The sequence below is a fragment of the Streptomyces sp. NPDC050416 genome, from assembly GCF_044458845.1.
Taxonomy (GTDB): Bacteria; Actinomycetota; Actinomycetes; order Streptomycetales; family Streptomycetaceae; genus Streptomyces.
The window spans coordinates 562339-586700 of record NZ_JBITII010000003.1 but is presented as its reverse complement, the minus strand read 5'-3'; the positions used below and the strand labels follow the sequence as shown (position 1 = coordinate 586700).

At 70.8% G+C, this 24362-nt stretch carries 18 protein-coding genes; 6 read left to right on the top strand and 12 right to left on the bottom strand.

The features are described 5' to 3' along the window. Nucleotides 1–68: 68 nt before the first annotated feature. The 7 genes from ACIBL4_RS12170 to hrcA form a co-directional block, all read right to left on the bottom strand. Nucleotides 69–3272, bottom strand: coding sequence for a S41 family peptidase (locus tag ACIBL4_RS12170; protein WP_399408949.1), 3204 nt, complete (start codon nt 3270–3272; stop codon nt 69–71). A gap of 45 nt (nt 3273–3317) precedes the next feature. Continuing rightward, nucleotides 3318–3827 carry a hypothetical protein gene (locus ACIBL4_RS12165; protein WP_399408947.1) on the bottom strand — a complete coding sequence of 170 codons (510 nt, stop codon included), beginning with the start codon at nt 3825–3827 and terminating at the stop codon, nt 3318–3320. Nucleotides 3828–3924: 97 nt separating this feature from the next. Continuing rightward, entirely contained in the window at nt 3925–4317 is a 393-nt protein-coding gene (locus ACIBL4_RS12160; RefSeq protein WP_399408945.1) for a VOC family protein, read from the bottom strand. Nucleotides 4318–4335: 18 nt separating this feature from the next. After that, on the bottom strand, nt 4336–5076 hold the full coding sequence (locus ACIBL4_RS12155) for a 16S rRNA (uracil(1498)-N(3))-methyltransferase (protein WP_399408943.1): 741 nt from the start codon (nt 5074–5076) through the stop codon (nt 4336–4338). Next, the gene (locus tag ACIBL4_RS12150; RefSeq protein WP_399408941.1) at nt 5073–6194 is read right to left on the bottom strand and encodes a nitronate monooxygenase; all 1122 of its coding nucleotides are present in this window, start codon (nt 6192–6194) and stop codon (nt 5073–5075) included. The genes ACIBL4_RS12155 and ACIBL4_RS12150 overlap by 4 nt, the downstream gene beginning before the upstream one ends. A 328-nt stretch (nt 6195–6522) precedes the next feature. Beyond that, nucleotides 6523–7659 (bottom strand): molecular chaperone DnaJ, encoded by a 1137-nt coding sequence (gene dnaJ, locus ACIBL4_RS12145; protein ID WP_274816221.1) that lies wholly within the window; start codon nt 7657–7659, stop codon nt 6523–6525. Continuing rightward, complete coding sequence (gene hrcA, locus ACIBL4_RS12140; protein ID WP_086563135.1) at nt 7659–8675, bottom strand: heat-inducible transcriptional repressor HrcA; 1017 nt, start codon at nt 8673–8675, stop codon at nt 7659–7661. Before hrcA ends, dnaJ begins: the two co-directional genes overlap by 1 nt. Nucleotides 8676–8845: 170 nt before the next feature. Between hrcA and ACIBL4_RS12135 the strand changes: the two genes are divergently transcribed. Further along, nucleotides 8846–9577 (top strand): MBL fold metallo-hydrolase, encoded by a 732-nt coding sequence (locus tag ACIBL4_RS12135; protein WP_399408938.1) that lies wholly within the window; start codon nt 8846–8848, stop codon nt 9575–9577. Between the two features lie 31 nt (nt 9578–9608). Beyond that, entirely contained in the window at nt 9609–10412 is an 804-nt protein-coding gene (locus tag ACIBL4_RS12130; protein ID WP_399408936.1) for a DUF3097 domain-containing protein, read from the top strand. Between the two features lie 133 nt (nt 10413–10545). Here the strand turns inward: ACIBL4_RS12130 and hemW are convergent, their stop codons facing one another. Further along, nucleotides 10546–11778 carry a radical SAM family heme chaperone HemW gene (gene hemW / locus ACIBL4_RS12125; protein WP_399408934.1) on the bottom strand — a complete coding sequence of 411 codons (1233 nt, stop codon included), beginning with the start codon at nt 11776–11778 and terminating at the stop codon, nt 10546–10548. A 27-nt stretch (nt 11779–11805) separates the two neighbouring features. Beyond that, nucleotides 11806–13815 carry a SpoIIE family protein phosphatase gene (locus ACIBL4_RS12120; protein WP_399409343.1) on the bottom strand — a complete coding sequence of 670 codons (2010 nt, stop codon included), beginning with the start codon at nt 13813–13815 and terminating at the stop codon, nt 11806–11808. A 342-nt stretch (nt 13816–14157) separates the two neighbouring features. Between ACIBL4_RS12120 and ACIBL4_RS12115 the strand changes: the two genes are divergently transcribed. Together ACIBL4_RS12115 and ACIBL4_RS12110 are read left to right on the top strand one after the other, a co-directional pair. Continuing rightward, a complete protein-coding gene (locus ACIBL4_RS12115; protein WP_399408932.1) occupies nt 14158–18264 on the top strand; it encodes a HAMP domain-containing protein in 4107 nt (1368 codons plus the stop codon). Beyond that, nucleotides 18261–18812, top strand: coding sequence for a response regulator (locus ACIBL4_RS12110; protein WP_399408930.1), 552 nt, complete (start codon nt 18261–18263; stop codon nt 18810–18812). The genes ACIBL4_RS12115 and ACIBL4_RS12110 overlap by 4 nt, the downstream gene beginning before the upstream one ends. Here ACIBL4_RS12110 and ACIBL4_RS12105 read toward each other — a convergent pair. Together ACIBL4_RS12105 and lepA are read right to left on the bottom strand one after the other, a co-directional pair. Continuing rightward, nucleotides 18721–20595 carry an AMP-dependent synthetase/ligase gene (locus ACIBL4_RS12105; RefSeq protein ID WP_399408928.1) on the bottom strand — a complete coding sequence of 625 codons (1875 nt, stop codon included), beginning with the start codon at nt 20593–20595 and terminating at the stop codon, nt 18721–18723. The two genes, ACIBL4_RS12110 and ACIBL4_RS12105, sit on opposite strands and share 92 nt — an antisense overlap. Nucleotides 20596–20859: 264 nt before the next feature. Then, on the bottom strand, nt 20860–22728 hold the full coding sequence (gene lepA, locus ACIBL4_RS12100) for a translation elongation factor 4 (RefSeq protein WP_356924124.1): 1869 nt from the start codon (nt 22726–22728) through the stop codon (nt 20860–20862). Nucleotides 22729–22972: 244 nt separating this feature from the next. Between lepA and rpsT the strand changes: the two genes are divergently transcribed. After that, nucleotides 22973–23239 carry a 30S ribosomal protein S20 gene (gene rpsT, locus ACIBL4_RS12095; protein ID WP_010042013.1) on the top strand — a complete coding sequence of 89 codons (267 nt, stop codon included), beginning with the start codon at nt 22973–22975 and terminating at the stop codon, nt 23237–23239. Between the two features lie 192 nt (nt 23240–23431). On the opposite strand, the gene ACIBL4_RS12090 is transcribed toward rpsT, so the two are convergent. Further along, nucleotides 23432–23830, bottom strand: coding sequence for a nuclear transport factor 2 family protein (locus ACIBL4_RS12090; protein WP_399408925.1), 399 nt, complete (start codon nt 23828–23830; stop codon nt 23432–23434). A 100-nt stretch (nt 23831–23930) separates the two neighbouring features. Between ACIBL4_RS12090 and ACIBL4_RS12085 the strand changes: the two genes are divergently transcribed. Next, a complete protein-coding gene (locus tag ACIBL4_RS12085; RefSeq protein ID WP_399408923.1) occupies nt 23931–24356 on the top strand; it encodes a VOC family protein in 426 nt (141 codons plus the stop codon). Nucleotides 24357–24362: the final 6 nt, after the last annotated feature.

The following is a 24362-nucleotide window of genomic DNA, read 5'->3' as shown; positions in this document are numbered from 1 at the left end:
GGGTACGGGTGCGTTTGGGCTGGTCGCGCCCACGCGGCGGAGCCGCAAATCGAGACAGCCCCGCGCCCCTAAGAAGTCGGCAAAGTCGGCGGCGTTTTCGCCGGACTGCCCTCCAGACTCTCCAAAGCGAGTCGGATCGCCTCGTCCAGTTGGGGGTCCCTGCCCGCCGCGTGGTCCTGCGGGCGCTGCACCACCTCCACGTCCGGGTCCACCCCGTGGTTCTCCACCCCCCACTCGTAGCCCTCCAGCCAGAAGGCGTACTTGGGTTGGGTGACCAGGGTGCCGTCGACCAGGCGGTAGCGGCTGTCGATGCCGATGACGCCGCCCCAGGTGCGGGTGCCGACCACCGGGCCGAGGCCCAGGGCCTTGATCGCGGCGTTGACGATGTCGCCGTCGGAGCCGGAGAACTCGTTGGCGACGGCCACGACGGGGCCGCGCGGGGCGTCCTCGGGGTAGCTGTAGGGGCGCATGCCGCGCGGCACGGCCCAGCCGACGATGCGGCGGGCGAGTTTCTCGACGACCAGCTGGGAGGTGTGGCCGCCGCGGTTCTCGCGGACGTCGACGACCAGGCCCTCGCGGGCGACCTCGACGCGCAGGTCGCGGTGGATCTGGGCCCAGCCGGGGGCCTGCATGTCCGGGACGTGGAGGTAGCCGAGGCGGCCGCCGGACTTCTCGTGGACGTAGGCGCGCCGGTCGGCGACCCACGCGTGGTAGCGCAGCGGCTCCTCGTCGGCGACCGGGACGACGACGGCGTGCCGCGGGTCGCCGCCGCCGGACGGGGAGATGGTCAGCTCCACCGGCTTGCCCGCCGTGCCGATCAGCAGCGGGCCGGGGCCGGTCACCGGGTCGACCGGCTGTCCGGCGATGGCGAGGATCGCGTCCCCGGGGCGTACGGCGACGCCGGGCGCGGCCAGCGGGCTGCGGGCGTCCGGGTCGGAGGTCTCCGAGGGCAGGATGCGGTCGACGCGCCAGCTGCCGTCCTCGTGGCGGGAGATGTCGGCGCCGAGCAGGCCCTGGCGGGGGCCTCCGCCGAAGCCGCCACGCGGGGTGACGTAGGCGTGCGAGGTGCCGAGTTCGCCCTGCACCTCCCACAGCAGGTCGACCAGGTCGTCGTGGGTGGCGAGCCGGTCCAGGACCGGCCGGTAGCGGTCGAGGACGCCGGCCCAGTCGACGCCGCTCATGTCCGGTCGCCAGAAGTGGTCGCGCATGATGCGGCCGTTCTCGTCGAACATCTGCCGCCACTCGGCGGCCGGGTCGACGAACTGGCGTACGCGGCCCAGGTCGACGGTGATGTTGGTGTCGCTGTCGTCGTCGCCGGAGGCGCGCCGATCGCTGGGAACGACCTTCAGCCGCCCGTCGGTCCACAGCAGCACCCGCTTGCCGTCGCCGCTGACCTCGAAGTGGTCGGCGTCGACGGCGAGATGCTCCACGCGTTGCTGGGCGAGGTCGTAGCGCTCCAGCTCGGACTTGGGCTCGGGGTCGTCGGGGGTGGCCCGGGACGCGCCGAGCACACCGGCGACCGGGTGGCGCAGCCACAGCACCCCGTCCTTGGCGGCGCGCAGGTTGGAGTAGCGGGCGGCCTCGACCGGGAAGGGCACGATGCGGTCGGCGAGGCCTTCGAGGTCGATCCGGGTGGTGGGGGTGCCCTCGCTGTCGGGGGTCTCCTCCCGGTCGGGCGTCTCGAAGGACCGGCCGTGCCGCTGCGGCCCGAACGGGGAGGGCGTGGTGGCCGCGAGGGTGATCAGATGCGGCCGGGCGCCCTCCACGAAGGCCAGGTCGAAGACGTGCTCGTCGTAGACCGGGTCGAAGGAGCGGGTCGACAGGAACGCGAGGTGCTTGCCGTCCGTCGTGAACGCCGGCGCGTAGTCCTGGAAGCGCAGCGGGGTCGCCTCGGTGACGGACAGGTCGGTGGTGTTGGCGAGCTTCAGCTGCGACAGGGGGCGCGGGCCGGGGTGGGACCAGGCGAGCCAGGAGGAGTCGGGCGAGAAGACGAGCCCGGACACGTCACCGTCATCGCTGCGGTCCACCTCCCGCACCTCGCCCGTCTCCCTCTCGACGAGCAGCAGACGACCGTCGTGACAGGCGACGGCCGCGCGGCTGCCGTCCGGTGCCATGGCGAGGTCCAGCACCCTGCCGAGCTGCCCGGCGGCGAGCCGGCGCGGTGTCGCCCCCGGTGCGAGGCCGGTGGCGGGCGCGAACTCCAGGGCGTCGTCGCCCTCGGCGTCCGTGACCCACACCACCCACTCCTCGCCGTCCGCGCGGAACGTCCGCGGCAGCCGGGCCCGGACGCCGGGCGTCGCGGCCAGGGCGCGGGCCGGGCCGGAGCGGTGGGTGACCCAGTGGACGCTGCCGCGTACGGACACGGCGCTGCCGCGGGCGGTGTGGTCCGGGGACGCCGACCCGAACCACCGGGAGGCGTTCACGGGGAACGGCTGGAGGTCGACGCGCTGTCCGCCGAGCCGCACGTCGAGCCGACGCGGCTCGGCCCCGTCCAGGTCGTCCAGCACCCACAGCTCACCGGCGCTGGAGTAGACGACACGGGTGCCGTCGGTCGCGGCGTGCCGGGCGTAGAACCCGTCGAGTGGCGTGTGCCGGCGCAGGTCGGACCCGTCGGCGAGGGAGGAGTACAGCGCGCCGGTGCCCTCGTGGTCGGAGAGGAAGGCGATCCGGTCCCCCACCCACAGCGGATACTCGATGTTGCCGTCGAGTTCCTCGTGCAGCCGGACGAACTCGCCGTCGCCGTCGCGGTCGATCCACAACTTGCCCGCCGTACCGCCCCGGTACCGCTTCCACCAGGCGGCCTCACGCCCCATCGGCGCGGACAGCAGGACGACGCTCGGCCCGTAGGCGATGTCACCGACCGGCCCGTACGGCAGGGTGGTGGCGGGACCGCCGTCGAGCGGGACGGCACGCGCCCAGGTGCGGCGCAGGCTCGCCTGGCCCTGGGTGCTGATCGCGAGCACGTCGCCGTCCGGGGTCCAGCCGCGCACCTGGGTCTTCAGACTGCCCCAGTACGTCAGGCGCTTGGCGGGGCCGCCGTCGACCGGGGCGATGTGCACCTCGGGGGCGCCGTCGCGGGTGGAGGTCCAGGCGACGGTGGTGCCGTCGGGCGAGATACGGGGCAGGGTCACCGGCACGTTCTCGGCGCTGACCCGCCAGGCCCGTCCGCCGTCGAGAGGAGCGAGCCACACGTCGTCCTCGGCGGTGAAGGCGACCAGGTCACCGTGCACGTGCGGGAAGCGGAGGTAAGCAGGCGATGCGGACTGTGTCACCCGATCACCCTATGCAGGGAGGCCGTCGTACGGACAGGGTTCGGATCACTTGCCCTCGACAGGGCGGCAGTCCGGGTACCGGTCGCACCAGATGGTCTGCGTGACGGTCACGGTGACGGTGGGACCTGGCTGCCCGTTCGAGGGCCCGCCTCCGACGGGCGGCGGGCTGGTGGAGTTGCAGTCGCCGAGCCCGTCGACCTCGAACCACACCTTGCCGTCCACCTTGGCGGTGATGTTCCCGCGCACACAGGCGCCGTCCACCGCGTGGGTGACCTTGCCGTCGACGGTGATGTCCTTCCCGTCGTCGGTCTCCCCCTCGCAGTCGACGGTGACGACGGTCCTCTCGCTCGCCGACGGCGACGGCTTCCCGCCCTGGCCGGAATCCCCGTAGGAGCCGGTGCACGTCAGCCAACGCACGCCCGCCTTCTGCCGGTTGAGCTCCTTGGTGACGGCTTCGTCGGTGGTGTACGCGACGGACGCGGAACTGATCCCGGCACCGGGTTCACACGCCACCACGCCGCCGACGGCAGCCACCGCGCAGGTCACCGCGACCATCACCGTACGGTTGCGCGGCCCTCGCCAAATCCTCCTCAGTGCCCCCATGGAGGGGAGCCTGCCACCGTCGGGCGCCGCGCGGTAGGGCGCAAAGGCGTCAGCCGCGCAGCAGCAACCACTCCTGCAGCTCGACCAAGTTGCCCTCGGGGTCCTTGAGGTGGGCGACGCGCAGGCGGTCGGTCAGGTGGGCCGGGCCGTGGAGGATCGTGGCGCCGCGCATCGTGATCTCCTCGCAGTACCCGTCGAGGGCGTCGACGCGCAGGACGACCAGGGAGCGGTGGCCGTTCGCCGTGTCGCCCAGCTCGTCCAGCACTTCGGCCATCATCGAGCGGTCCTGCAAGGCGATGCCCGCGGAGCCCACCGCGGGGCTGAACTTCTCGTACGGCCCGTCCACCGCTCCCGACTGCGGCTTGAGGCCGAGGACCTCGCCGTAGAAGTGGTAGCAGGCGGCGAAGTCGGTCACGAGCAGTCGTACCTGTGCGAGTTCCACAGTGCCTCCGAGAAGAGTTCAGGTCCAGCGGCCGGTGCGAGCCAGGAGCACGGCCGCGGCCGCCGTCCCGGCAGTCGATGTGCGCAGCACACTGCGCCCGAGGCGATACGCCTTGCCCCCCGCTTGTGCGAACAGCGCCAACTCCTCCGGCGCCACGCCCCCTTCGGGTCCCACGACGAGCACGATCTCCCCGGACGACGGCAGTTCGGCCGTCGCCAGTGCCTCGTCCCCGCTCTCGTGCAGCACGGCGGCGAAGTCGGCGGCGGCCAGCAGCGCGGCGACCTGCTTGGTCGTCGCCGCCTCCGCGACCTGCGGGAAACGCACCCGGCGGGACTGCTTGCCCGCCTCCCGGGCCGTCGCCCGCCACTTGCCCAGCGCCTTCAGTCCGCGCTCGCCCTTCCACTGCGTGATGCAGCGCGCCGCCGCCCACGGCACGATCGCGTCCACACCGACCTCCGTCATCGTCTCGACGGCCAGCTCCCCGCGGTCACCCTTGGGCAGCGCCTGGACGACGGTGAGGCGGGGCTGCTCCGGCGGCTCCTCGACCACCGGGTCCAGCCGGACGATCAGCCGGTCCTTGCCCTCGGTGTCGAGCACGACACCGTCCGCCCAGCGCCCGGCCCCGTCCGTGAGGACGACGTCCTCACCGGGCCGCAGCCGCTTCACGGAGACGGCGTGCCGTCCCTCCGGGCCGTCGAGGACGTGCCGGCCGCCCCCGGCCGCGTCGAAGTGCTCGACCACGAACACCGGAGCCGTCATCGGATTCCGCCTCCGCCCGACAACGCTGTCCGCGCCGCGGCGAGTTCACCGGCCAGCACCTCCACGAGCTGCCCGGCGGGCAGCTCCCGCGCCATCCGGTGGCCCTGCCCGGCCCACAGCGCCATGCCCTGAGCGTCCCCCGCCTTGGCGGCGGCCTTGCGCAGCGGCGCGGTGAGGTGGTGGATCTCGGGGTAGGCGGCGGGCGCGTACGGGCCGTGCTCGCGCAGGAACCGGTTGACCAGGCCGCGCGCCGGGCGCCCGGAGAAGGCCCGGGTCAACTCCGTACGGACGAACAGGGGGTTGGTCAGCGCCTGCTTGTGCAGGGCGTTCGCGCCCGACTCGGCGGTGGCGAGGAACGCGGTGCCGAGCTGGGCCGCGCTCGCGCCCGCCGCGAGGACCGCGGCGATCTGGCCGCCGCGCATGATGCCGCCGGCGGCGATGATCGGGATGTTCACGGTCTCCCGGATCTGGGCGACCAGCGACAGCAGCCCGATGCCGGAGCCGTCCGTCTCGGGGATGTCCCGGTGCGTGCCCTGGTGGCCGCCGGCCTCGATGCCCTGCGCGATGACCGCGTCCGCGCCGGACCGCTCGACGGCCCGGGCCTCGTCGGGGGTGGTGGCGGTGACCAGGACGAAGGTGCCGACCCGGTGCAGGGCGTCGACGACCTCCCGGCTCGGCGCGCCGAAGTGGAACGACACCACCGGCACGGGGTTGTCGCGCAGGACCGCGAGCTTGGTCTCGTACCCGTCGTCGCGTCCGCTGTCGGGGTCGCCGAGCTCGGCCTCGTACCAGGAGGCCTCGCCGGCCAGCTGGTGGGCGTAGACATCGATGGCGGCGGCAGAAGCGGGCGCGGCGCCAGCCGCTCCGGTGGAGCCGGTGCTTGCACCGGGGTACTCCGGCTGAGGCATGAAGAGGTTCACGCCGAAGGGCCTGCCGGTGAGGCTCCTCAGCTGCTTGATCTCCTCGTACATCCCGTCGGCGGTCTTGTACCCGGCGGCGAGGAATCCGAGCCCGCCCGCCTCGCACACGGCGGCGGCGAGCTTCGGCACGGAGACGCCGCCCGCCATGGGGGCCTGCACGATCGGGTGGGGGAAGAGATCGGTCAGCGCGGAGGACATGACCGCATGTTGTCACGTCCTCCGGACTACTCCGAAACCGGCCTGCCGTGTGGCATAGACCAGAGGAAAAGCCACCCTCAGCCCCCCTGAGGAGCCGACGTCAGCGCCCGTTGAACGCGTCCTTCAACCGAGAGAACAACCCTTACTGCCCCGGCTGACTGTGCCTGCCCGGGGGCCGACCCCCGGACCCCCAGCAGCAGCCGGACCGCCGACGTCAGCGCCCGTTGAACGCGTCCTTCAACCGAGAGAACAACCCTTGCTGCCCGGGCTGACTGTGCCTGCCCGGGGGCCGACCGCCGGACCCCCAGCAGCAGCCGGACCGCCGACGTCAGCGCCCGTTGAACGCGTCCTTCAACCGAGAGAACAACCCTTGCTGCCCGGGCTGGAACTGGCCCTGAGGCCGTTCCTCGCCGCGTAGCTTGGCCAGCTCGCGGAGGAGGCGCTCCTGCTCGACGTCCAGCTTGCTCGGGGTCTGGACCTCGACGTGGACGATGAGGTCGCCGCGTCCGCCGCCGCGCAGGTGCGTGACACCGCGGCCGTGCAGGGGGATCGACTGGCCGGACTGGGTGCCCGGGCGGATGTCGACCTCCTCCAGGCCGTCCAGCGTCTCCAGCGGCACCTTCGTGCCGAGGGCGGCCGCCGTCATCGGGAGCGTGACCGTGCAATGCAGGTCGTCGCCGCGCCGCTGGAACTGCGAGTGCGGCAGTTCGTGGATCTCGACGTACAGGTCGCCCGCGGGCCCGCCGCCGGGACCGACCTCTCCCTCGCCGGCGAGCTGGATGCGCGTGCCGTTGTCGACACCGGCCGGGATCTTCACGGTCAGCGTGCGGCGGGAGCGGACGCGGCCGTCGCCGGCGCACTCCGGGCAGGGGGTCGGGACGACCGTGCCGAAGCCCTGGCACTGCGGGCAGGGCCGGGAGGTCATGACCTGGCCCAGGAAGGACCGGGTGACCTGCGACACCTCACCGCGACCGCGGCACATGTCACACGTCTGCGCGGAGGTGCCCGGTGCGGCGCCCTCGCCGTTGCAGGTGTTGCACACGACCGCCGTGTCGACCTGGATGTCCTTCGTCGTGCCGAAGGCCGCCTCGTCGAGCTCGATCTCGATGCGGATCATGGCGTCCTGGCCGCGGCGGGTGCGCGAGCGCGGTCCGCGCTGCGACGCCGTGCCGAAGAACGCGTCCATGATGTCGGAGAAGTTCCCGAAGCCACCGGCCCCGAAGCCGCCCGCACCGCCGCCTCCGGCCTGCGAGAGCGGGTCGCCGCCGAGGTCGTAGACCTGCTTCTTCTGCGGGTCCGACAGCACCTCGTAGGCGGCGTTGATCTCCTTGAACCGCTCCTGGGTCTTCGGATCGGGGTTGACGTCCGGGTGCAGCTCGCGCGCGAGCCGCCGGAAGGCCTTCTTGATCTCTTCCTGCGACGCGTCGCGGCGCACGCCGAGTACGGCGTAGTAGTCCGTGGCCACTACGACTCCGCCAGGATCTGTCCGACGTACCGTGCCACTGCGCGTACCGCTCCCATCGTTCCCGGGTAGTCCATGCGGGTCGGTCCGACCACGCCGAGCTTGGCGACAGCCTCGCCGCCCGAACCGTAGCCGACCGACACGACGGACGTGGAGTTGAGTCCTTCGTGGGCGTTCTCATGACCGATCCGTACGGTCACGCCCGGATCCTGCGCCTCGCCGAGCAGCTTGAGGAGCACCACCTGCTCCTCCAGCGCCTCCAGCACCGGCCGGATCGTGAGGGGAAAGTCATGCCCGAAGCGGGTCAGGTTGGCGGTGCCGCCGATCATCAGCCGCTCCTCGTTCTCCTCGACGAGCGTCTCCAGAAGTGTGGAGAGCACCGTGGAGACCGTACCCCGGTCCTCGTGCTCGAACGCCTCCGGCAGATCCTCCACCAGACTCGGCACATCCGTGAAACGGCGGTTCGCCACCCGGCTGTTGAGCCGCGCGCGCAGATCCGCGAGCGAGGCCTCGCCGAAGGGCGCCGGGCAGTCGACCACGCGCTGCTCGACCCGCCCGGTGTCCGTGATCAGCACGAGCATCAGCCGCGCGGGCGCGAGAGCGAGCAGCTCCACGTGCCGCACGGTCGAGCGGGTGAGCGACGGGTACTGCACGACGGCGACCTGGCGTGTGAGCTGGGCCAGCAGCCGTACCGTCCGCGCCACGACATCGTCGAGGTCGACGGCGCCCTCGAGGAAGTTCTGGATCGCGCGCCGCTCGGGCGCGGTCATCGGCTTGACGCCGGCCAGCTTGTCCACGAACAGCCGGTAGCCCTTGTCGGTGGGGATGCGCCCGGCGCTGGTGTGCGGCTGGGCGATGTACCCCTCGTCCTCCAGGGCCGCCATGTCGTTGCGGACGGTGGCCGGGGATACGCCGAGGTTGTGCCGCTCGGTGAGGGCCTTGGAGCCGACCGGCTCCTCGGTGCCGACGTAGTCCTGGACGATGGCGCGCAGCACCTGAAGCCTGCGTTCACTGAGCATTCGCGCACACCTCCAGAAGTCGTCCGCCTCGTGTCCTGCCTGTGGGCCTGGCACTCTGCGCTTGCGAGTGCCAGCATTCCCCGCCCAGTGTACGGCTGTGAGGTACACCCCCGGCAAGGCTGGTCGCGTGCTGTCATGCCCGGGGCGGCGGTCACCGCTAGCGTCGCTGTATGACAGTGACTTGGGAAGAGCTCGGATGGGAGCGCGTGGCCGCGGGAGTGGGCCGGTGCCGCCTCCCGGTGTGGGACTGCACGGTGGGGCTGGTCGCCGGTGAGGGCGCGGTCCTCATGATCGACGCGGGGTCGAGCCCGGCCGAGGGCGCGCGGTTGCGCGAGCAGGCGCGGTCGCTCACCGGTCACCGTGTGACGCATCTCGCGCTGACCCATCCCCACTTCGACCATGTCTTCGGGGTGGCGGAGTTCACGGACGCGGAGGTGTTCGGCGCGGTGGGCGTGGACGCGCTGCTGACGCGCGTACGGGACCGCGAGGAGCTGCGCGTGGACGGCGTGCGAGGCGGCCTGGCGGAGACCACCGCGCGGGAGGCGGCGGACCGGCTGGTCGCACCCCGCCACCTGGTCTCCGGCGAGTGGACCCTCGACCTGGGTGGCGGACGCCAGGTGCTGCTGGCGAACGTGGGCCCCGGGCACACCGCGCATGACCTGGCGGTCCTGGTGCCGGGCGATCCGGAGGTCGTCTTCTGCGGCGACCTGGTCGAGGAGTCCGGCGAGCCGCAGGCGGGCCCCGACGCCGTGCCGTCGCACTGGCCGGCGGCCCTGGACCGGCTGCTCGACCTGGGCGGCGAGGACGCGCTGTACGTGCCCGGACACGGAGCGGTGGTGGACGCGGCGTTCGTCCGCGCCCAGCGTGACGCGCTGGCGGTGCGTTTCGGCGTGTCTCCGTGACCGCCCCCCGCCTTCTCCTATCGTCATTCGAATGCGCCAGTACTCACCCGATCTGACCCCGCCGTGGAAGAAGCCGCAGCCGGTCCCTGAGGTTCCGGCGGAGCCGGGTCTGGTCGTCGAGGAGGCCGGGACCGGCTTCTGCGGCGCGGTGATCCGCTGCGAGGCGGGCACGGTGACCCTGGAGGACCGCTTCGGCAAGCACCGGGTGTTCCCCATGGAGCCGCGCGGCTTTCTCCTGGAAGGCAGGGCCGTGACATTGGTCCGCCCCTCGCCCGCCGGCCCCACCCGGCCCACCCGCACCGCCTCCGGTTCGGTGGCGGTCCCCGGCGCCCGCGCCCGCGTGGCCCGCGCCGGGCGCATCTACGTCGAGGGCCGTCACGACGCCGAGCTGGTCGAGAAGGTCTGGGGCGACGACCTGCGCATCGAGGGCGTGGTCGTGGAGTACCTGGAGGGCGTCGACGACCTGCCGTCGATCGTCGCCGAGTTCGCCCCCGGCCCGGACGCGCGGCTGGGCGTCCTGGTGGACCACCTGGTGCCGGGTTCGAAGGAGTGGCGCATCGCCCAGTCGGTGACGAGCGACCACGCCCTGGTCGTCGGCCACCCCTACATCGACATCTGGGAGGCGGTGAAACCGTCGTCCCTGGGCATCGAGTCCTGGCCCCGGGTCCCGCGCGGCCAGGACTGGAAGACAGGCGTGTGCAGGGCACTGGGTTGGCCGGACAACACGGGCGCGGCCTGGCAGCGCATCCTGTCGGGGGTCCGCTCGTACAAGGACCTGGAACCGGAGCTGCTGGGCAGGGTGGAGGAACTGATCGACTTCGTAACGGCTCCCTAGCTGCGGGCAGTCGTGCCTCCCCCAGTGCCTTAAGGGCCTGGGAGGTGCCCCCAGGCGGCACGGGTGAGCGCAGCGGCACCCCGCTCCGCCGGGCTGCGCAACGCCCCGGCCCCAGCACCAACGCCGCAGCACATCAGTCCACGAGATCCCGAACCACCGCATCGGCCAGCAACCGCCCCCGCAACGTCAGCACAGCACGCCCCTCCTCGTACGGCCCGGCATCCAGAAGCCCGTCCGACAACGCCCGCCGCGACGCCGCGAGCCCCTCCTCCCGCAGCAACGACAACGGCACACCGTCCCGCAGCCGCAACTCCAGCAGAATCCGCTCGACCCGCCGATCCTCCCCCGACAGCACCTCACGCCCGGCCCCCGGCGACCGCCCCGCCGCCAGCGCCCCCGCATACGCCCCGGGATGCTTCACGTTCCACCACCGCACCCCGCCCACATGACTGTGCGCACCCGGCCCGGCTCCCCACCAGTCGGCCCCCCGCCAGTACAGCTCGTTGTGCAGACAGCGCCCGCCCTCCGAGACCGCCCAGTTGGACACCTCGTACCACTCGAAACCCGCGCCCGAGAGAACCTCGTCCGCGATCAGATACCGGTCGGCATGCACATCGTCGTCGGTCATCGGCACCTCGCCCCGCCGGATCCGCCGAGCCAGCTGCGTCCCCTCCTCGACGATCAGGGCGTACGCGCTGACATGGTCCGGCCCGGCCCCCAGCACCGCATCCAGCGACGCCCGCCAGTCGTCGTCGGACTCCCCCGGCGTGCCGTAGATCAGATCGAGATTGACATGCTCGAACCCGGCCGCCCGGGCCTCCGCGACACACGCCTCGGGACGCCCCGGCGTATGCGTCCGGTCCAGCACCTTCAGCACATGCTGCCGCGCACTCTGCATCCCGAAGGAGATCCGGTTGAAGCCCCCCTCGCGCAGGGCCTCCAGATACGCCGGATCCACCGACTCCGGGTTCGCCTCGGTCGTGACCTCGGCGTCCTCCGCCAGCCCGAACTCGTCACGGACGGCCGCGAGCATCCGCACCAGGTCACCGGCGTCGAGCAGGGTGGGTGTCCCCCCGCCCACGAACACCGTACGGACGGGCCGCGGGTCGTCCCCGAGCACCTTCCGCGCCAGCCGGACCTCGTCGACCAGCGTCTCGGCGTAGTTGTCGCGCGAGGCCAGCACACCACCGGTGCCGCGCAGCTCGGTCGCCGTGTAGGTGTTGAAGTCGCAGTAGCCGCAGCGGGTCGCGCAGTACGGAACGTGCAGGTAGAACCCGAGCGGACGGTCGGCGGCCCCGGCGAGCGCGGACGCGGGCAGCGCGCCGTCGTCGGGGACGGGCTCACCGTCGGGGAGTGCGGAAGGCATGTCCTCCATTGTCCAGCACCCGGGCGGTCACTCGGCCTGGAGGACCAGGAGCGCCAGATCGTCCGCCGGGGGCCGCGCCCCGAACTCGTGCACCAGCCGCTTGATCCTTTCGGCTGTCAGCTCCGCGTCCAGCCCCGCGCATCCGGCCAGCGCCGTCGCCAGCCCGTCCCCGTCGTCGAACTGGCGGGAGCCGGAGCGGCGCTCGGTGACGCCGTCCGTCACGCACAGCAGCGTGTCGCCGGACCGCAGCTCGAAGGTCTCACTGGCGTACGTGGCGTCCTCGACGACGCCCAGGAGCGTCTGGGGCTGCGCGGCCGTGTGGACCTCGCCGCCCGCTCCGAGCAGCAGGGGCAGCGGGTGCCCGGCGGAGGCGACGGTGCAGCGGACGCCGCCGTCGAAGGGGACCAGCTCGCCGTACAGCAGGGACAGGAAGCGCGTCTGGGGGCCGTCACCGGGCGGGGTCGGCCGCGCGCCCGCCGCCACCAGCGCCCGGGCCGCCGCGTCCGCGGCCTCCGTGGCGTCGTCGAGCAGGAGCTGGTTGAGGCGGTCGAGGACATCGGCGACCCGGTAGCCCTCCCGGGCCAGCAGCCGCAGCCAGGGCCGGGCCAGGCCGATCACGACGGCGGCCTCGGGGCCCTTGCCCTGGACGTCCCCGACGGCGAAACACCAGCGGCCGTCGCCCGCCGGGAACAGGTCGTAGAAGTCACCGCTGGGCCCGCCCTTGTCGCACGGCTCGTAGACGAGGGCGCTGCGCACCCCGGGGATCTCGGCCACGGCGCCGGGCAGCAGTCCGCGCTGGAGTACGGCGCTGATGGTGGCCTGGCGGGCGTACTGGCGGGCGGCGCCGATGGCGAGCGCGACCCGGCGGCTGAGGTCCTCGACCAGGCCGGTGATCTCGTCGGGGAAACCGGCGGACCCGGACCGTCCGATGACGAGGGTGCCCAGCGGGCGTCCGCCGGCGACGAGCCGGTACGCCAGGGCCGAGCCCGGCTCGCCGGGGGCGTCACCGAGCGCCTCGCCGGGCCAGGGGTAGTCGGAAGGCCCGGACCCTGACGGGTCGGACGGGTGCGGTGTGTCCTTCTCCAGGGCCCGGCGCAGCTCCTCGATGCGGTTCTCGCTGCCGTGCCAGACCCGGGCCAGCCGAGGCCCGCCCGCTCCGGCCCCGCCGCTCCAGCCGCCGGCGGTGGCCTCGTCCTCCAGCCACACCGCGCACCAGTCGGCCAGCCGGGGCACGATCAGCTGCCCGGCGAGGGCGGCGACCAGGTCCTCGTCGAGCTGTCCGGCGAGGAGGTCGGACGCTTCGGCGAGGAAGGACAGGGCCCCGCGGCCCAGCCAGGAGCCGTCGCGTCCGTCACGGCCGTCGCAGTCCTCGTACCGCTCCCGCCAGTCCCGCAGGTCCTGCCAGTCGCGCAGGTCGCCCGAGCCGCCGCCAGGGTCGTGGGGGTGCCCTGCCTCCCTTGGTCCCCTCGCCCGGGCCTCCTGCCCCGGGGGCGGCTCCGGCGCCAGGATCTCCGCCACGCGCAGCCCGCGCGCCAGCGCGTGCTCCCCGGCGTACGCCTCGATCTGATCGTCGGCGTCACATCCCCCGGCGGGCAGCCGCGCCCACACGGTCTTCCGGCCCGTGCGGTACGTGATGCCCCAGGCCTCGGAGAGCGCGCCGACGAGCCGCAGGCCGCGCCCGTACTCCGGGGTGTCGTGCGGCGTTTCCGGCTCGCCGCCGCGCGGGGCACGTGAGGGGTGGTGGTCGGAGACCTCGACGAGGAGCGCGGCGCTGTCCTTGCCGTCGCCTTCCAGCCGGCATTCCAGCTGAACGTCGGTGCCGGCGTGCACGACGGCGTTGGTGACGAGCTCGCTGACGACGAGCAGGGCGTCGTCGGCGAGACGGTCGGTGAGATGCTCGGCGCCGGGCAGGCCGAGTCCGGTCCACTCGGCGATCGCCGCGCGCAGCAGAGCGCGAGCGGAGCCCGGCGCGAGAGAGCTGCCCGACAGGGTCGCGTACGCCCGCGCACGCTCCTTGGCGGGCGCCCCGGAAACCACGACGGGCGCCTCGGAAACGACCCCGGCCCTCTCGGATACACCCACGGGCACCTCCGCCCCGAGCCCCGACGCCTCCGCCCCGAGTGACGAGGCCTCGGCCCTGAGCGCCGACGCCTCGGAAGGCAGCGCACACGCCTCGGAGACGGCCCCCTCGTGCGGGGGGCCAGGCACCTCCGAAGCGTGCGCAGGCGCCTCTGAGGCACGGGAAGCGGTCTCCCGTTGCGTCGGAATGGCCCCCATGGACAGCTCCCCGGGCAGTTCGTACGAATACGCCACAGTCGATGCCGACAGGGTGACAGACTGGCCACGCCCATAAGCGCCGAGTTACCGAAGTGGGCCGTCATGAGTGAGAACAGTGCTACTCCAGTGGTCGAAGACCGGTACGAAGACGGTCAGATTCGTGCATCCGATCTGCGTCCCCTGCTCGCGGCCATGACAGCCGCCCGGGACGGCGACTTCACCAAGGTGCCGGAAACCGGCCACGGGATGGTGGCCGAGCTCACCGCGGTCTTCAACCAGGTCATGGACCGCGGCATCCACTTCACCACCGAGGTGCAGCGGGTCAGACGTGAACTGGTGCGGTACGGCCGGCTCGACGAGCGGCTCTCGGCCAGTCCGGGTCAAGGCCTGTGGACGTCCCGCGTCAACGACGTGAACCAGCTGCTCGACGCCCTCGTCGCCCCGGCGGCGAACGCCACGCGCGTCCTGGACGCGGTGGCCGGCGGCGATCTGACCCAGCGGGTCGATCTGCACGACGGGACGCGGGAGTTACGCGGCGACCTGCGGCGCCTCGGCCGGGCCGTGAACAAGATGGTGGACCAGCTCTCCCTGTTCACCGGCGAGGTGACGCGGGTCGCGCGCGAGGTCGGCACCGAGGGCCGGCTCGGCGGCCGGGCCAAGGTGCAGGGGCTGTCGGGCAGTTGGCGGGACGTGACCGAGGCCGTCAACACGATGGCGTCCCGGCTGACCGCCCAGGTGCGGGACATCGCGGCGGTCACGACGGCGGTGGCACGCGGCGATCTGACCCGCACGGTCACGGTGGAGGCGACCGGCGAGCTGCTGGAGCTGAAGCTGACCGTCAACACGATGGTCGACCAGCTGTCCGCCTTCGCCGACGAAGTGACCCGAGTCGCCCGCGAGGTCGGCACCGAGGGGCAGTTGGGCGGCCGGGCGCAGGTCCGGGGGGTGTCCGGGGTCTGGAAGGACCTCACCGACAACGTCAACTTCATGGCGTCGAACCTGACCTCGCAGGTCCGCAACATCGCCCAGGTGACGACGGCCGTGGCCAACGGCGACCTGTCCCAGAAGATCACGGTCGACGCGCAGGGCGAGATCCTGGAGCTCAAGTCGACGATCAACACGATGGTCGACCAGCTCTCCGCCTTCGCCGACGAGGTCACGCGCGTCGCCCGCGAGGTCGGAACCGAGGGCAACCTCGGCGGCCGGGCGCAGGTCCGGGGCGTCTCCGGCGTCTGGAAGGACCTCACCGACAACGTCAACTTCATGGCCGACAACCTCACCTCCCAGGTGCGCAACATCGCCCTGGTCTCGACGGCCGTCGCCCAGGGCGATCTCGGCAAGAAGATCACAGTGGAGGCCAAGGGCGAGATCCTGGAGCTCAAGTCGACGATCAACACGATGGTCGACCAGCTCTCCGCCTTCGCCGACGAAGTGACCCGGGTCGCCCGCGAGGTCGGAACCGAGGGCAACCTCGGCGGTCAGGCCCAGGTCCGGGGCGTCTCCGGCGTCTGGAAGGACCTCACCGACAACGTCAACTTCATGGCGCTGAACCTGACCTCGCAGGTCCGCAACATCGCCCAGGTGACGACGGCCGTGGCCAACGGCGACCTCTCGAAGAAGATCACGGTCGACGCCCGCGGCGAGATCCTCGAACTGAAGGACACCGTCAATACGATGGTGGAGCAGCTGCGCGCCTTCGCCGACGAGGTCACCCGCGTCGCCCGCGAGGTCGGCACCGACGGCCGGCTCGGCGGCCGGGCCCAGGTGCTGGGCGTCTCCGGCGTCTGGCGGGACCTGACGGACAACGTCAATTCCATGGCCGACAACCTCACCTCACAGGTGCGCAACATCGCCCAGGTCGCGACGGCCGTGGCGCAGGGCGACCTGTCCCGGAAGATCGACGTGGACGCGCGCGGCGAGATCCTGGAGCTGAAGACCACGATCAACACGATGGTCGACACGCTGTCCTCCTTCGCCTCGGAGGTCACACGCGTGGCCCGCGAGGTCGGCTCCGAGGGGCAGCTCGGCGGCCAGGCCCGGGTCGAGGGCGTCTACGGCACATGGAAGCGCCTGACGACGAACGTCAACGAACTGGCGTCGAACCTCACCACCCAGGTCCGCGCGATCGCCGAGGTCGCCTCCGCCGTGGCCCAGGGCGACATGTCCCGCTCGATCACGGTCGAGACCCGCGGCGAGGTCACCGAGCTCAAGGACAACATCAACCTGATGGTGGCCAACCTGCGCGAGACGACCCGCGCGAAGGACTGGCTGGAGTCCAACCTGGCCCGCCTGGCCGCCCTGATGCAGGGCCACCGCGACCTGATGGAGGTCGCCGACCTGATACTCCGCGAGCTGACGCCGCTGGTGAACGCCCAGTACGGCGCGTTCTACCTGGCCGATCCGGAGCAGGACGGAGCGACGGTTCCCACCAAGGGGCTCGCCTTCATCGCCGGCTACGGCGCCGCCCAGGACGCGACCGTCGAAACCGGCGCCCTCCCGGTGCACGGCCTGGTCGCGCAGGCGGCCCGGGAGAAGAAGCGGATCCTGGTCGAGGGCGCCCCGACCGACTACATCAAGATCAACAGCGGCCTCGGCGAGGCGGCTCCCACGACGATCGTCATCATCCCGATCCTCTTCGAGGCCAAGCTCCTAGGCGTCATCGAGCTCGCCTCCTTCTCCCGCTTCTCCGACGTCCACCTGGCCTTCTTCGACCAGTTCGTCAACACCATCGGCGTCGCCATCAACACGATCATCGCCAACTCCCGCACGGAGTCCCTGCTCGGCGAGTCCCAGCGCCTGGCCATGCAGCTCCAGGAACGCTCGGACGAACTCCAGAAGCAGCAGGGCGAACTCCAGCGTTCCAACGCCGAACTGGAGGAGAAGGCCGCCCTGCTGGCGACGTCGTCGCAGTACAAGTCGGAGTTCCTGGCGAACATGTCGCACGAGCTGCGCACGCCGCTCAACTCCCTGCTGATCCTGGCCCGGCTGCTCTCCGACAACCCGGACGGTCATCTCTCCGACCAGGAGGTGCAGTTCGCGACGACGATCCACCGCTCGGGCTCGGACCTGCTCCAGCTGATCAACGACATCCTGGATCTGTCGAAGATCGAGGCCGGCCGGATGGACGTACGCCCCAAGCGACTCCCCCTCATCAAGCTGCTGGACTACGTCCACGCCACGTTCCGCCCCCTCACCATCGACCGGGGGCTCGCCTTCGAGCTGGCGGTCGGCGAGGACGTACCGCGCGAGATGTACTCGGACGAGCAGCGCCTCCAGCAGATCCTGCGCAACCTCCTCTCCAACGCGATCAAGTTCACCGCGTCGGGCAAGGTCGAGCTGCGGGTCGACCGGGTGAAGGACGTCGAGCGTCAGTACGTGCGGGACACCGACGACGTCATCGCCTTCACCGTGTCCGACACGGGCATCGGCATCGCGCCGGAGAAACTCCCGGTCATCTTCGAGGCGTTCCAGCAGGCCGACGGCACCACCAACCGCAAGTACGGCGGCACCGGCCTCGGCCTGTCCATCAGCCGGGAGATCGCGGGCCTGCTCGGCGGCCGGATCGTCGCCGAGAGCGAACCCGGCAAGGGCTCCACGTTCACCCTGTACGTGCCGGTCGTGAGCCCCGGTCACACGGCGCCCGGACCGGCCCCCGAGGATCCTCCCGGACCGCCCCCGACCCTCGAGCCCGCCACCGCCGGCCCCTTCCCGGCCGCGTACGACACGGACGACACCTGGCCCTCGCCGGCCAGGCTGGAGACGTGGACGTCCGGCAGGCCGGGCCGGATCCTGTCCGGGCGGCGGGTGCTGATCGTCGACGACGACATCCGCAACGTCTTCGCCCTCACCCATGTCCTGAGCCGCGTCGGCATGACCGTGCTGTACGCGGAGAACGGCCGTGAGGGCATCGAGATGCTGGAGCGCAGCGAGGGCGTCGAACTGGTCCTGATGGACATCATGATGCCGGAGATGGACGGCTACGAGACCATCTCCGCCATCCGCCGCACCCCGCGCTGGGCGGACCTGCCCATCGTGGCCCTGACCGCGAAGGCGATGCCCGGCGACCGGGAGAAGTCCATCGCCCGCGGCGCCAACGACTATGTGCCCAAGCCGGTGGACATCGACCGGCTGCTGACGGTCGTGTGCGAACTGCTGGACCCGGACGACACACCGGAACCGGAGGGCACGGAGGAGGTGCGACCGTCATGAGCACCGAACGCGCCGGAATCCTCCTGGTCGACGACATGGAGGACAACCTGACCGCCCTGGAGGCCGTCCTGGCCTCCCTCAACGAGCCCCTGATACGCGCCCGTTCGGGCGAGGAGGCGATGAAGGCCGTACTGCGGCAGCCCATCGCCCTCGTCCTGCTCGACATCCGCATGCCCGGCATGGACGGCTTCGAGACGGCCGCCCACATCAAACGCCTGGACCAGACCCGCGACGTCCCGATCATCTTCCTGACGGGCGCGGACGACGACTCGGGCTACGCCTTCCGCGGCTACGCCACGGGCGCCGCCGACTACGTCACCAAGCCCTTCGACCCCTGGGTCCTCAGAGCGAAGGTCGGCGTCTTCCTGGACCTCTACCGCAAAGGCAGAGAGGTGGAACGCCTACGCGCAGAAGTCCAGGACCTGAAACGCCGGGTGGAAAAGGGTACTCAGGGTCCTACGCCTCGCGAGACCCCTCGTACATCTCCTCGATCAGATGCTTGTACTCCCGCTCCACAACAGGCCGCTTCAGCTTCAGACTCGGCGTGATCTCGCCATGCTCCACATCGAGATCCCGCGGCAGCAACCGGAACTTCTTGATCGTCTGCCACCGCTGAAGCCCCTCGTTGAGCTGCTTCACATACCCGTCCACCATCTCCACCGTGACCGGCGAGGAAACGATCTCCGCGTACGACTTCCCCTCCAGCCCGTTCTCCTTCGCCCACTCGGTGATGGCGACCTCGTCGAGCGCGATGAGCGCCGTGCAGAAGTTCCGGTCGGCCCCGTGCACGAGGATGTTGGACACGTACGGGCACACCGCCTTGAACTGCCCCTCGACCTCGGCAGGCGCGATGTACTTGCCGCCCGACGTCTTGATGAGGTCCTTCTTGCGGTCGGTGATCCGCAGATACCCGTCGGGCGACAGCTCCCCGATGTCCCCGGTGTGGAACCAGCCGTCCGCCTCCAGCACCTCGGCGGTCTTCTCGGGCAGCTTGTGGTAGCCCTCCATGATGCCCGGGCCGCGCAGCAGGATCTCCCCGTCGTCGGCGATCCGCACCTCCGTGCCGGGCAGCGGCTTGCCGACCGTGCCGGTGCGGTAGGCCTCGCCCGGGTTCACGAACGACGCCGCCGAGGACTCGGTCAGGCCGTAGCCCTCCAGGATGTGGATGCCGGCGCCGGAGAAGAAGTACCCGATCTCGGGTGCCAGCGCCGCCGACCCCGAGACGCAGGCCCGCAGGTTCCCGCCGAAGGCCTCCCGGATCTTGGCGTACACCAGCGCGTCGGCGACCTTGTGCTTGGCGCCCAGCGAGAACGGCACGGACGCGGTCCCGGTCCGCCGGAAGTTGTCCTGGGAGACCTTGGCGTACTCGCGGGCGACCTCGGCGGCCCACTGGAAGATCTTGTACTTGGCGCCACCGCCCGCCCGGGCCTTCGCGGCGACGCCGTTGTAGACCTTCTCGAAGATGCGCGGCACGGCCGCCATGTATGTCGGCTGCACCACCGGCAGATTCTCGATGATCTTGTCGACGCGGCCGTCCACGGCGGTGACGTGCCCGACCTCGATCTGGCCGGAGGTGAGGACCTTGCCGAAGACGTGCGCCAGGGGCAGCCACAGGTACTGCACGTCCTCGCCGCTGATCAGCCCGGTCGCGGCGATCGCCTTCGCCATGTACGACCAGTTGTCGTGCGGGAGGCGCACGCCCTTGGGGCGGCCGGTGGTACCGGAGGTGTAGATGAGGGTGGCCAGCTGGTCCTTGGTGATCGCGCCGACCCGCTCCCTGATCAGGTCGGGGTCCTTCTCCAGCCGGGCCGCGCCGCGCTTCTCCAGCTCGTCCAGGGTGAGGATCCAGTCGGCGGTCTCGACCCCGGCCGGGTCGATGACCACGACGTGCGTGAGATCGGGCAGCTCGGCGCGCTTCTCCTGCGCCTTGGCCAGCTGCTCCACGTTCTCCGCGATGAGCACCCGGCTCTCGGAGTCCGACAGGATGTAGGCCGACTCCTCGGCGTTGGTCTGCGGGTAGACCGTGGTCGTGGCGGCGCCGGCGCACATGATGCCGAGGTCGGCGAGGATCCACTCGACGCGGGTGCTGGACGCGAGGGCGACGCGCTGCTCGGACTGCACGCCGAGCTCGATGAGCCCGGCCGCGATGGCGTAGACCCGTTCGGCGGCCTGCGCCCAGCTCAGCGACTTCCAGTCGTCCGGCCCCTGCCCCGAGGACGCGGGCACCGGATAGCGGTAGGCCTCGGCGTCCGGCGTGGCGGACACGCGGTCCAGGAAGAGGCCCGCCACGGAGGGCGGACGGTTCTCGATCAGTGTCTGTGTGTCGCTCACGACATCCTCCGGGGCCCGCGACGGCGCGGCTGGCTCAGGTGCGGCTGGTTTTCACTCACGAGCTGCTGTTCGCGAGCCATTGTTTAACTCACGAGTAACTATCGAGCAGGGATCAGAGTAAAGGCCGACCGGCCCCTGCGTAAGGGTCCGCGGCCTGTCACTTCGTACAGAGAGCTACCCCGCATACGCACAGGGCCCGCCGCACTTTCGCACGACGGGCCCCTGTTCTACCCGGTTTGCCGTGTAACCCACGGTAATCCGTGATTACTTCTTGCCCTTGCCCGACCCCGCGCTGTCATCGCTCGACAGGACGGCGATGAACGCCTCCTGCGGAACTTCCACGGAACCCACCATCTTCATCCGCTTCTTGCCCTCCTTCTGCTTCTCCAGCAGCTTCCGCTTACGGGAGATGTCACCGCCGTAGCACTTGGCGAGGACGTCCTTTCGGATGGCGCGGATGGTCTCGCGGGCGATGACCCGGGAGCCGATGGCGGCCTGGACCGGCACCTCGAAGGCCTGCCGCGGGATGAGCTCCTTGAGCTTCGCGACGAGCCGCACGCCATAGGCGTACGCCTGGTCCTTGTGGGTGATCGCCGAGAACGCGTCGACCTTGTCGCCGTGCAGCAGGATGTCGACCTTGACCAGGCTGGACGTCTGCTCGCCGGTGGGCTCGTAGTCCAGCGACGCGTAACCACGCGTCTTCGACTTCAGCTGGTCGAAGAAGTCGAAGACGATCTCGGCGAGGGGCAGGGTGTAGCGGACCTCGACCCGCTCCTCGGAGAGGTAGTCCATGCCGAGCAGGGTTCCGCGCCGGGTCTGGCACAGCTCCATGATCGAGCCGATGAACTCGCTGGGCGCCAGGATGGTGGCCCGCACGACCGGCTCGTAGACCTCCGAGATCTTGCCCTCGGGGAACTCGCTCGGGTTGGTGACCGTGTGCTCGCTGCCGTCCTCCATGACGACGCGGTAGACCACGTTCGGGGCGGTCGCGATCAGGTCGAGCCCGAACTCGCGCTCCAGCCGCTCGCGGATCACGTCCAGGTGCAGCAGGCCGAGGAAACCGACGCGGAAGCCGAAGCCGAGGGCGGCGGAGGTCTCCGGCTCGTAGACCAGCGCGGCATCGTTGAGCTGGAGCTTGTCGAGGGCCTCGCGCAGCTCCGGGTAGTCCGAGCCGTCCAGGGGGTAGAGGCCGGAGAACACCATCGGCTTGGGGTCCTTGTACCCGCCGAGCGCCTCCTGGGCCCCCTTGTGCTGGCTGGTGACGGTGTCACCGACCTTGGACTGGCGGACGTCCTTCACGCCGGTGATGAGATAGCCAACCTCGCCGACGCCGAGGCCGTCGGACGCCAGCATCTCCGGCGAGTTGGTGCCGATCTCCAGCAGCTCGTGCGTGGCACCGGTGGACATCATCTTGATGCGCTCACGCTTGTTGAGCTGCCCGTCGATGACACGGACGTACGTCACCACGCCCCGGTAGGAGTCGTAGACGGAGTCGAAGATCATGGCGCGCGCCGGGGCGTCTTTCACGCCGACCGGGGCCGGGACCTGTTCGACGACCTTGTCCAGCAGCGCCTCGACGCCGAGCCCGGTCTTGGCGGAGACCTTGAGCACGTCGTCGGGCTCGCACCCGATGAGATGGGCGAGCTCCTCGGCGAACTTCTCGGGCTGCGCGGCCGGCAGGTCGATCTTGTTCAGCACGGGGATGATCGTGAGGTCGTTCTCCATCGCCAGGTAGAGGTTGGCGAGGGTCTGCGCCTCGATGCCCTGGGCGGCGTCGACCAGGAGGATGGTGCCCTCGCACGCGGCGAGTGATCGCGAGACCTCGTAGGTGAAGTCGACGTGCCCCGGGGTGTCGATCATGTTCAGGATGTGCGTCTTGCTCTTGTCGTGGGAGGGGGCCCACGGGAGTCGCACCGCCTGGGACTTGATCGTGATACCGCGCTCACGCTCGATGTCCATGCGGTCGAGGTACTGAGCACGCATCTGCCGCTGCTCGACCACTCCGGTCAGCTGGAGCATCCGGTCGGCGAGCGTGGACTTGCCGTGGTCGATGTGCGCGATGATGCAGAAGTTGCGGATCAGAGCCGGGTCGGTACGGCTCGGCTCGGGCACGTGGCTGGGGATCGCGGGCACGCAGGGTCCTGATTCTTGAGGCGTCCGCAGTGTCTGCGGTCTCGGGTCGGATCGGATCGATACGTAGCCTCCATGGTCCCACGGGTGGGGACCATGGACGGGTTTGGGCCATGAATGAGCCCGCTGGTACCGTGGGGGGCTGTGCCTCATGCCCTCTCGCAGGAGGCACTCCTCAAGAAATCACCCGGTACAGGACCGTGCGGCATCCGTGCGGCTCCGTGCCAGAACCTGAGAAGGCTCATTCGTGGCGAACATCAAGTCCCAGATCAAGCGGATCAAGACCAACGAGAAGGCGCGGCTGCGCAACAAGGCCGTCAAGTCCTCCCTCAAGACCGCAATCCGCAAGGCCCGTGAGGCTGCTGCCGCGGGTGACGTCGAGAAGGCCACCGAGTACCAGCGCGCTGCCGCGCGTCAGCTCGACAAGGCCGTCTCGAAGGGCGTCATCCACAAGAACCAGGCTGCCAACAAGAAGTCGGCGCTGGCTCAGAAGGTCGCCGCGCTCAAGGGCTGACGTCTGATGTGACGCCGGAGGGAATCGAGCGGGCCCTCTCTCATCCGCTCCCGTCCGGCACCCCGAGCTCGTCCGCGGCCTGCGTTCGCCACGCGGGGACGAGCTCACCGGCTTCAACCGAAGGCCCCGGCGCCTCGCCCTTCCCCAGGGTGGGCGGCGGGGCCTTCGGCATGCCCGCGCGGCGGCCGGTGGTCACGACCAGAAGGCGTTGCCCTTGTCGATGTCCTCCAGGCACTCGTCGAGATCGCTGATCTTGTCTCCGACGATCCGGAAGACGATGCCTCCGTTCTCGTCGATGTGCTTGTCGCCCCGGTCGGCGGTGAAGCGGTGCACGCTGACGGCGTGTCCGCGGCCGTCGACGAACACGTTGAGCAGCTCGACCCGGAACGACCCGCCGGTCTCCGAGGAGAGCCGGCCGTAGTAGTCGTTGATGATCGAATCGATCCCCTTGAAGTCCCCCGAGAGCGGATGCGAGCCGGGCACATGGTGCGTACAGTCCCCGGTCATGATGCTGCGGAGGGTGTCCATGTCTCCGCGCTGGAAGGCTTCGTATCCCTTGCGGACGAGCGCTGCGTGCGGGTGTTCAGCCATGGCCTTCGCCACCTCTCCGTCACTTGGCGACATACGGCTGATACACCCGATTCTCCTCCTCGACAGGAGGAGGGCGACTCGATCACGGCACAGTGGAGGCATGACCGCAGAGGACGGAAACGTACTGGCCGGGATCCGCGTGGCGACCAGGCTTCCCGCCCAGGACCTGGACCGGGCGCGGCGCTTCTACGCGGAGAAACTCGGTCTGGAGCCGGTCGACGAACGGCCCGGTGGGCTGCTGTACCGCTGCGGCGGCGCGGAGTTCGTGCTGTTCCGGTCGACGGGAGCCTCGCCCGGCACCTTCACCCAGATGGCGCTGGAGGTCGGCGACATCGAGGCCGCCGTGGCGGAGCTCAAGCGGCGCGGCGTGGTCTTCGAGGAGGTCGACGTGCCCGGCTTCCGCACGGAGGGCGGGATCGCCGAGATCGAGGGGAACTACCCGAGCAAGGGCGCCCGGGGTGAGCGCGGCGCCTGGTTCCACGACAGTGAGGGGAACCTGCTGGGGATCGGTCAGCCCCTGTACTGAGTCCCG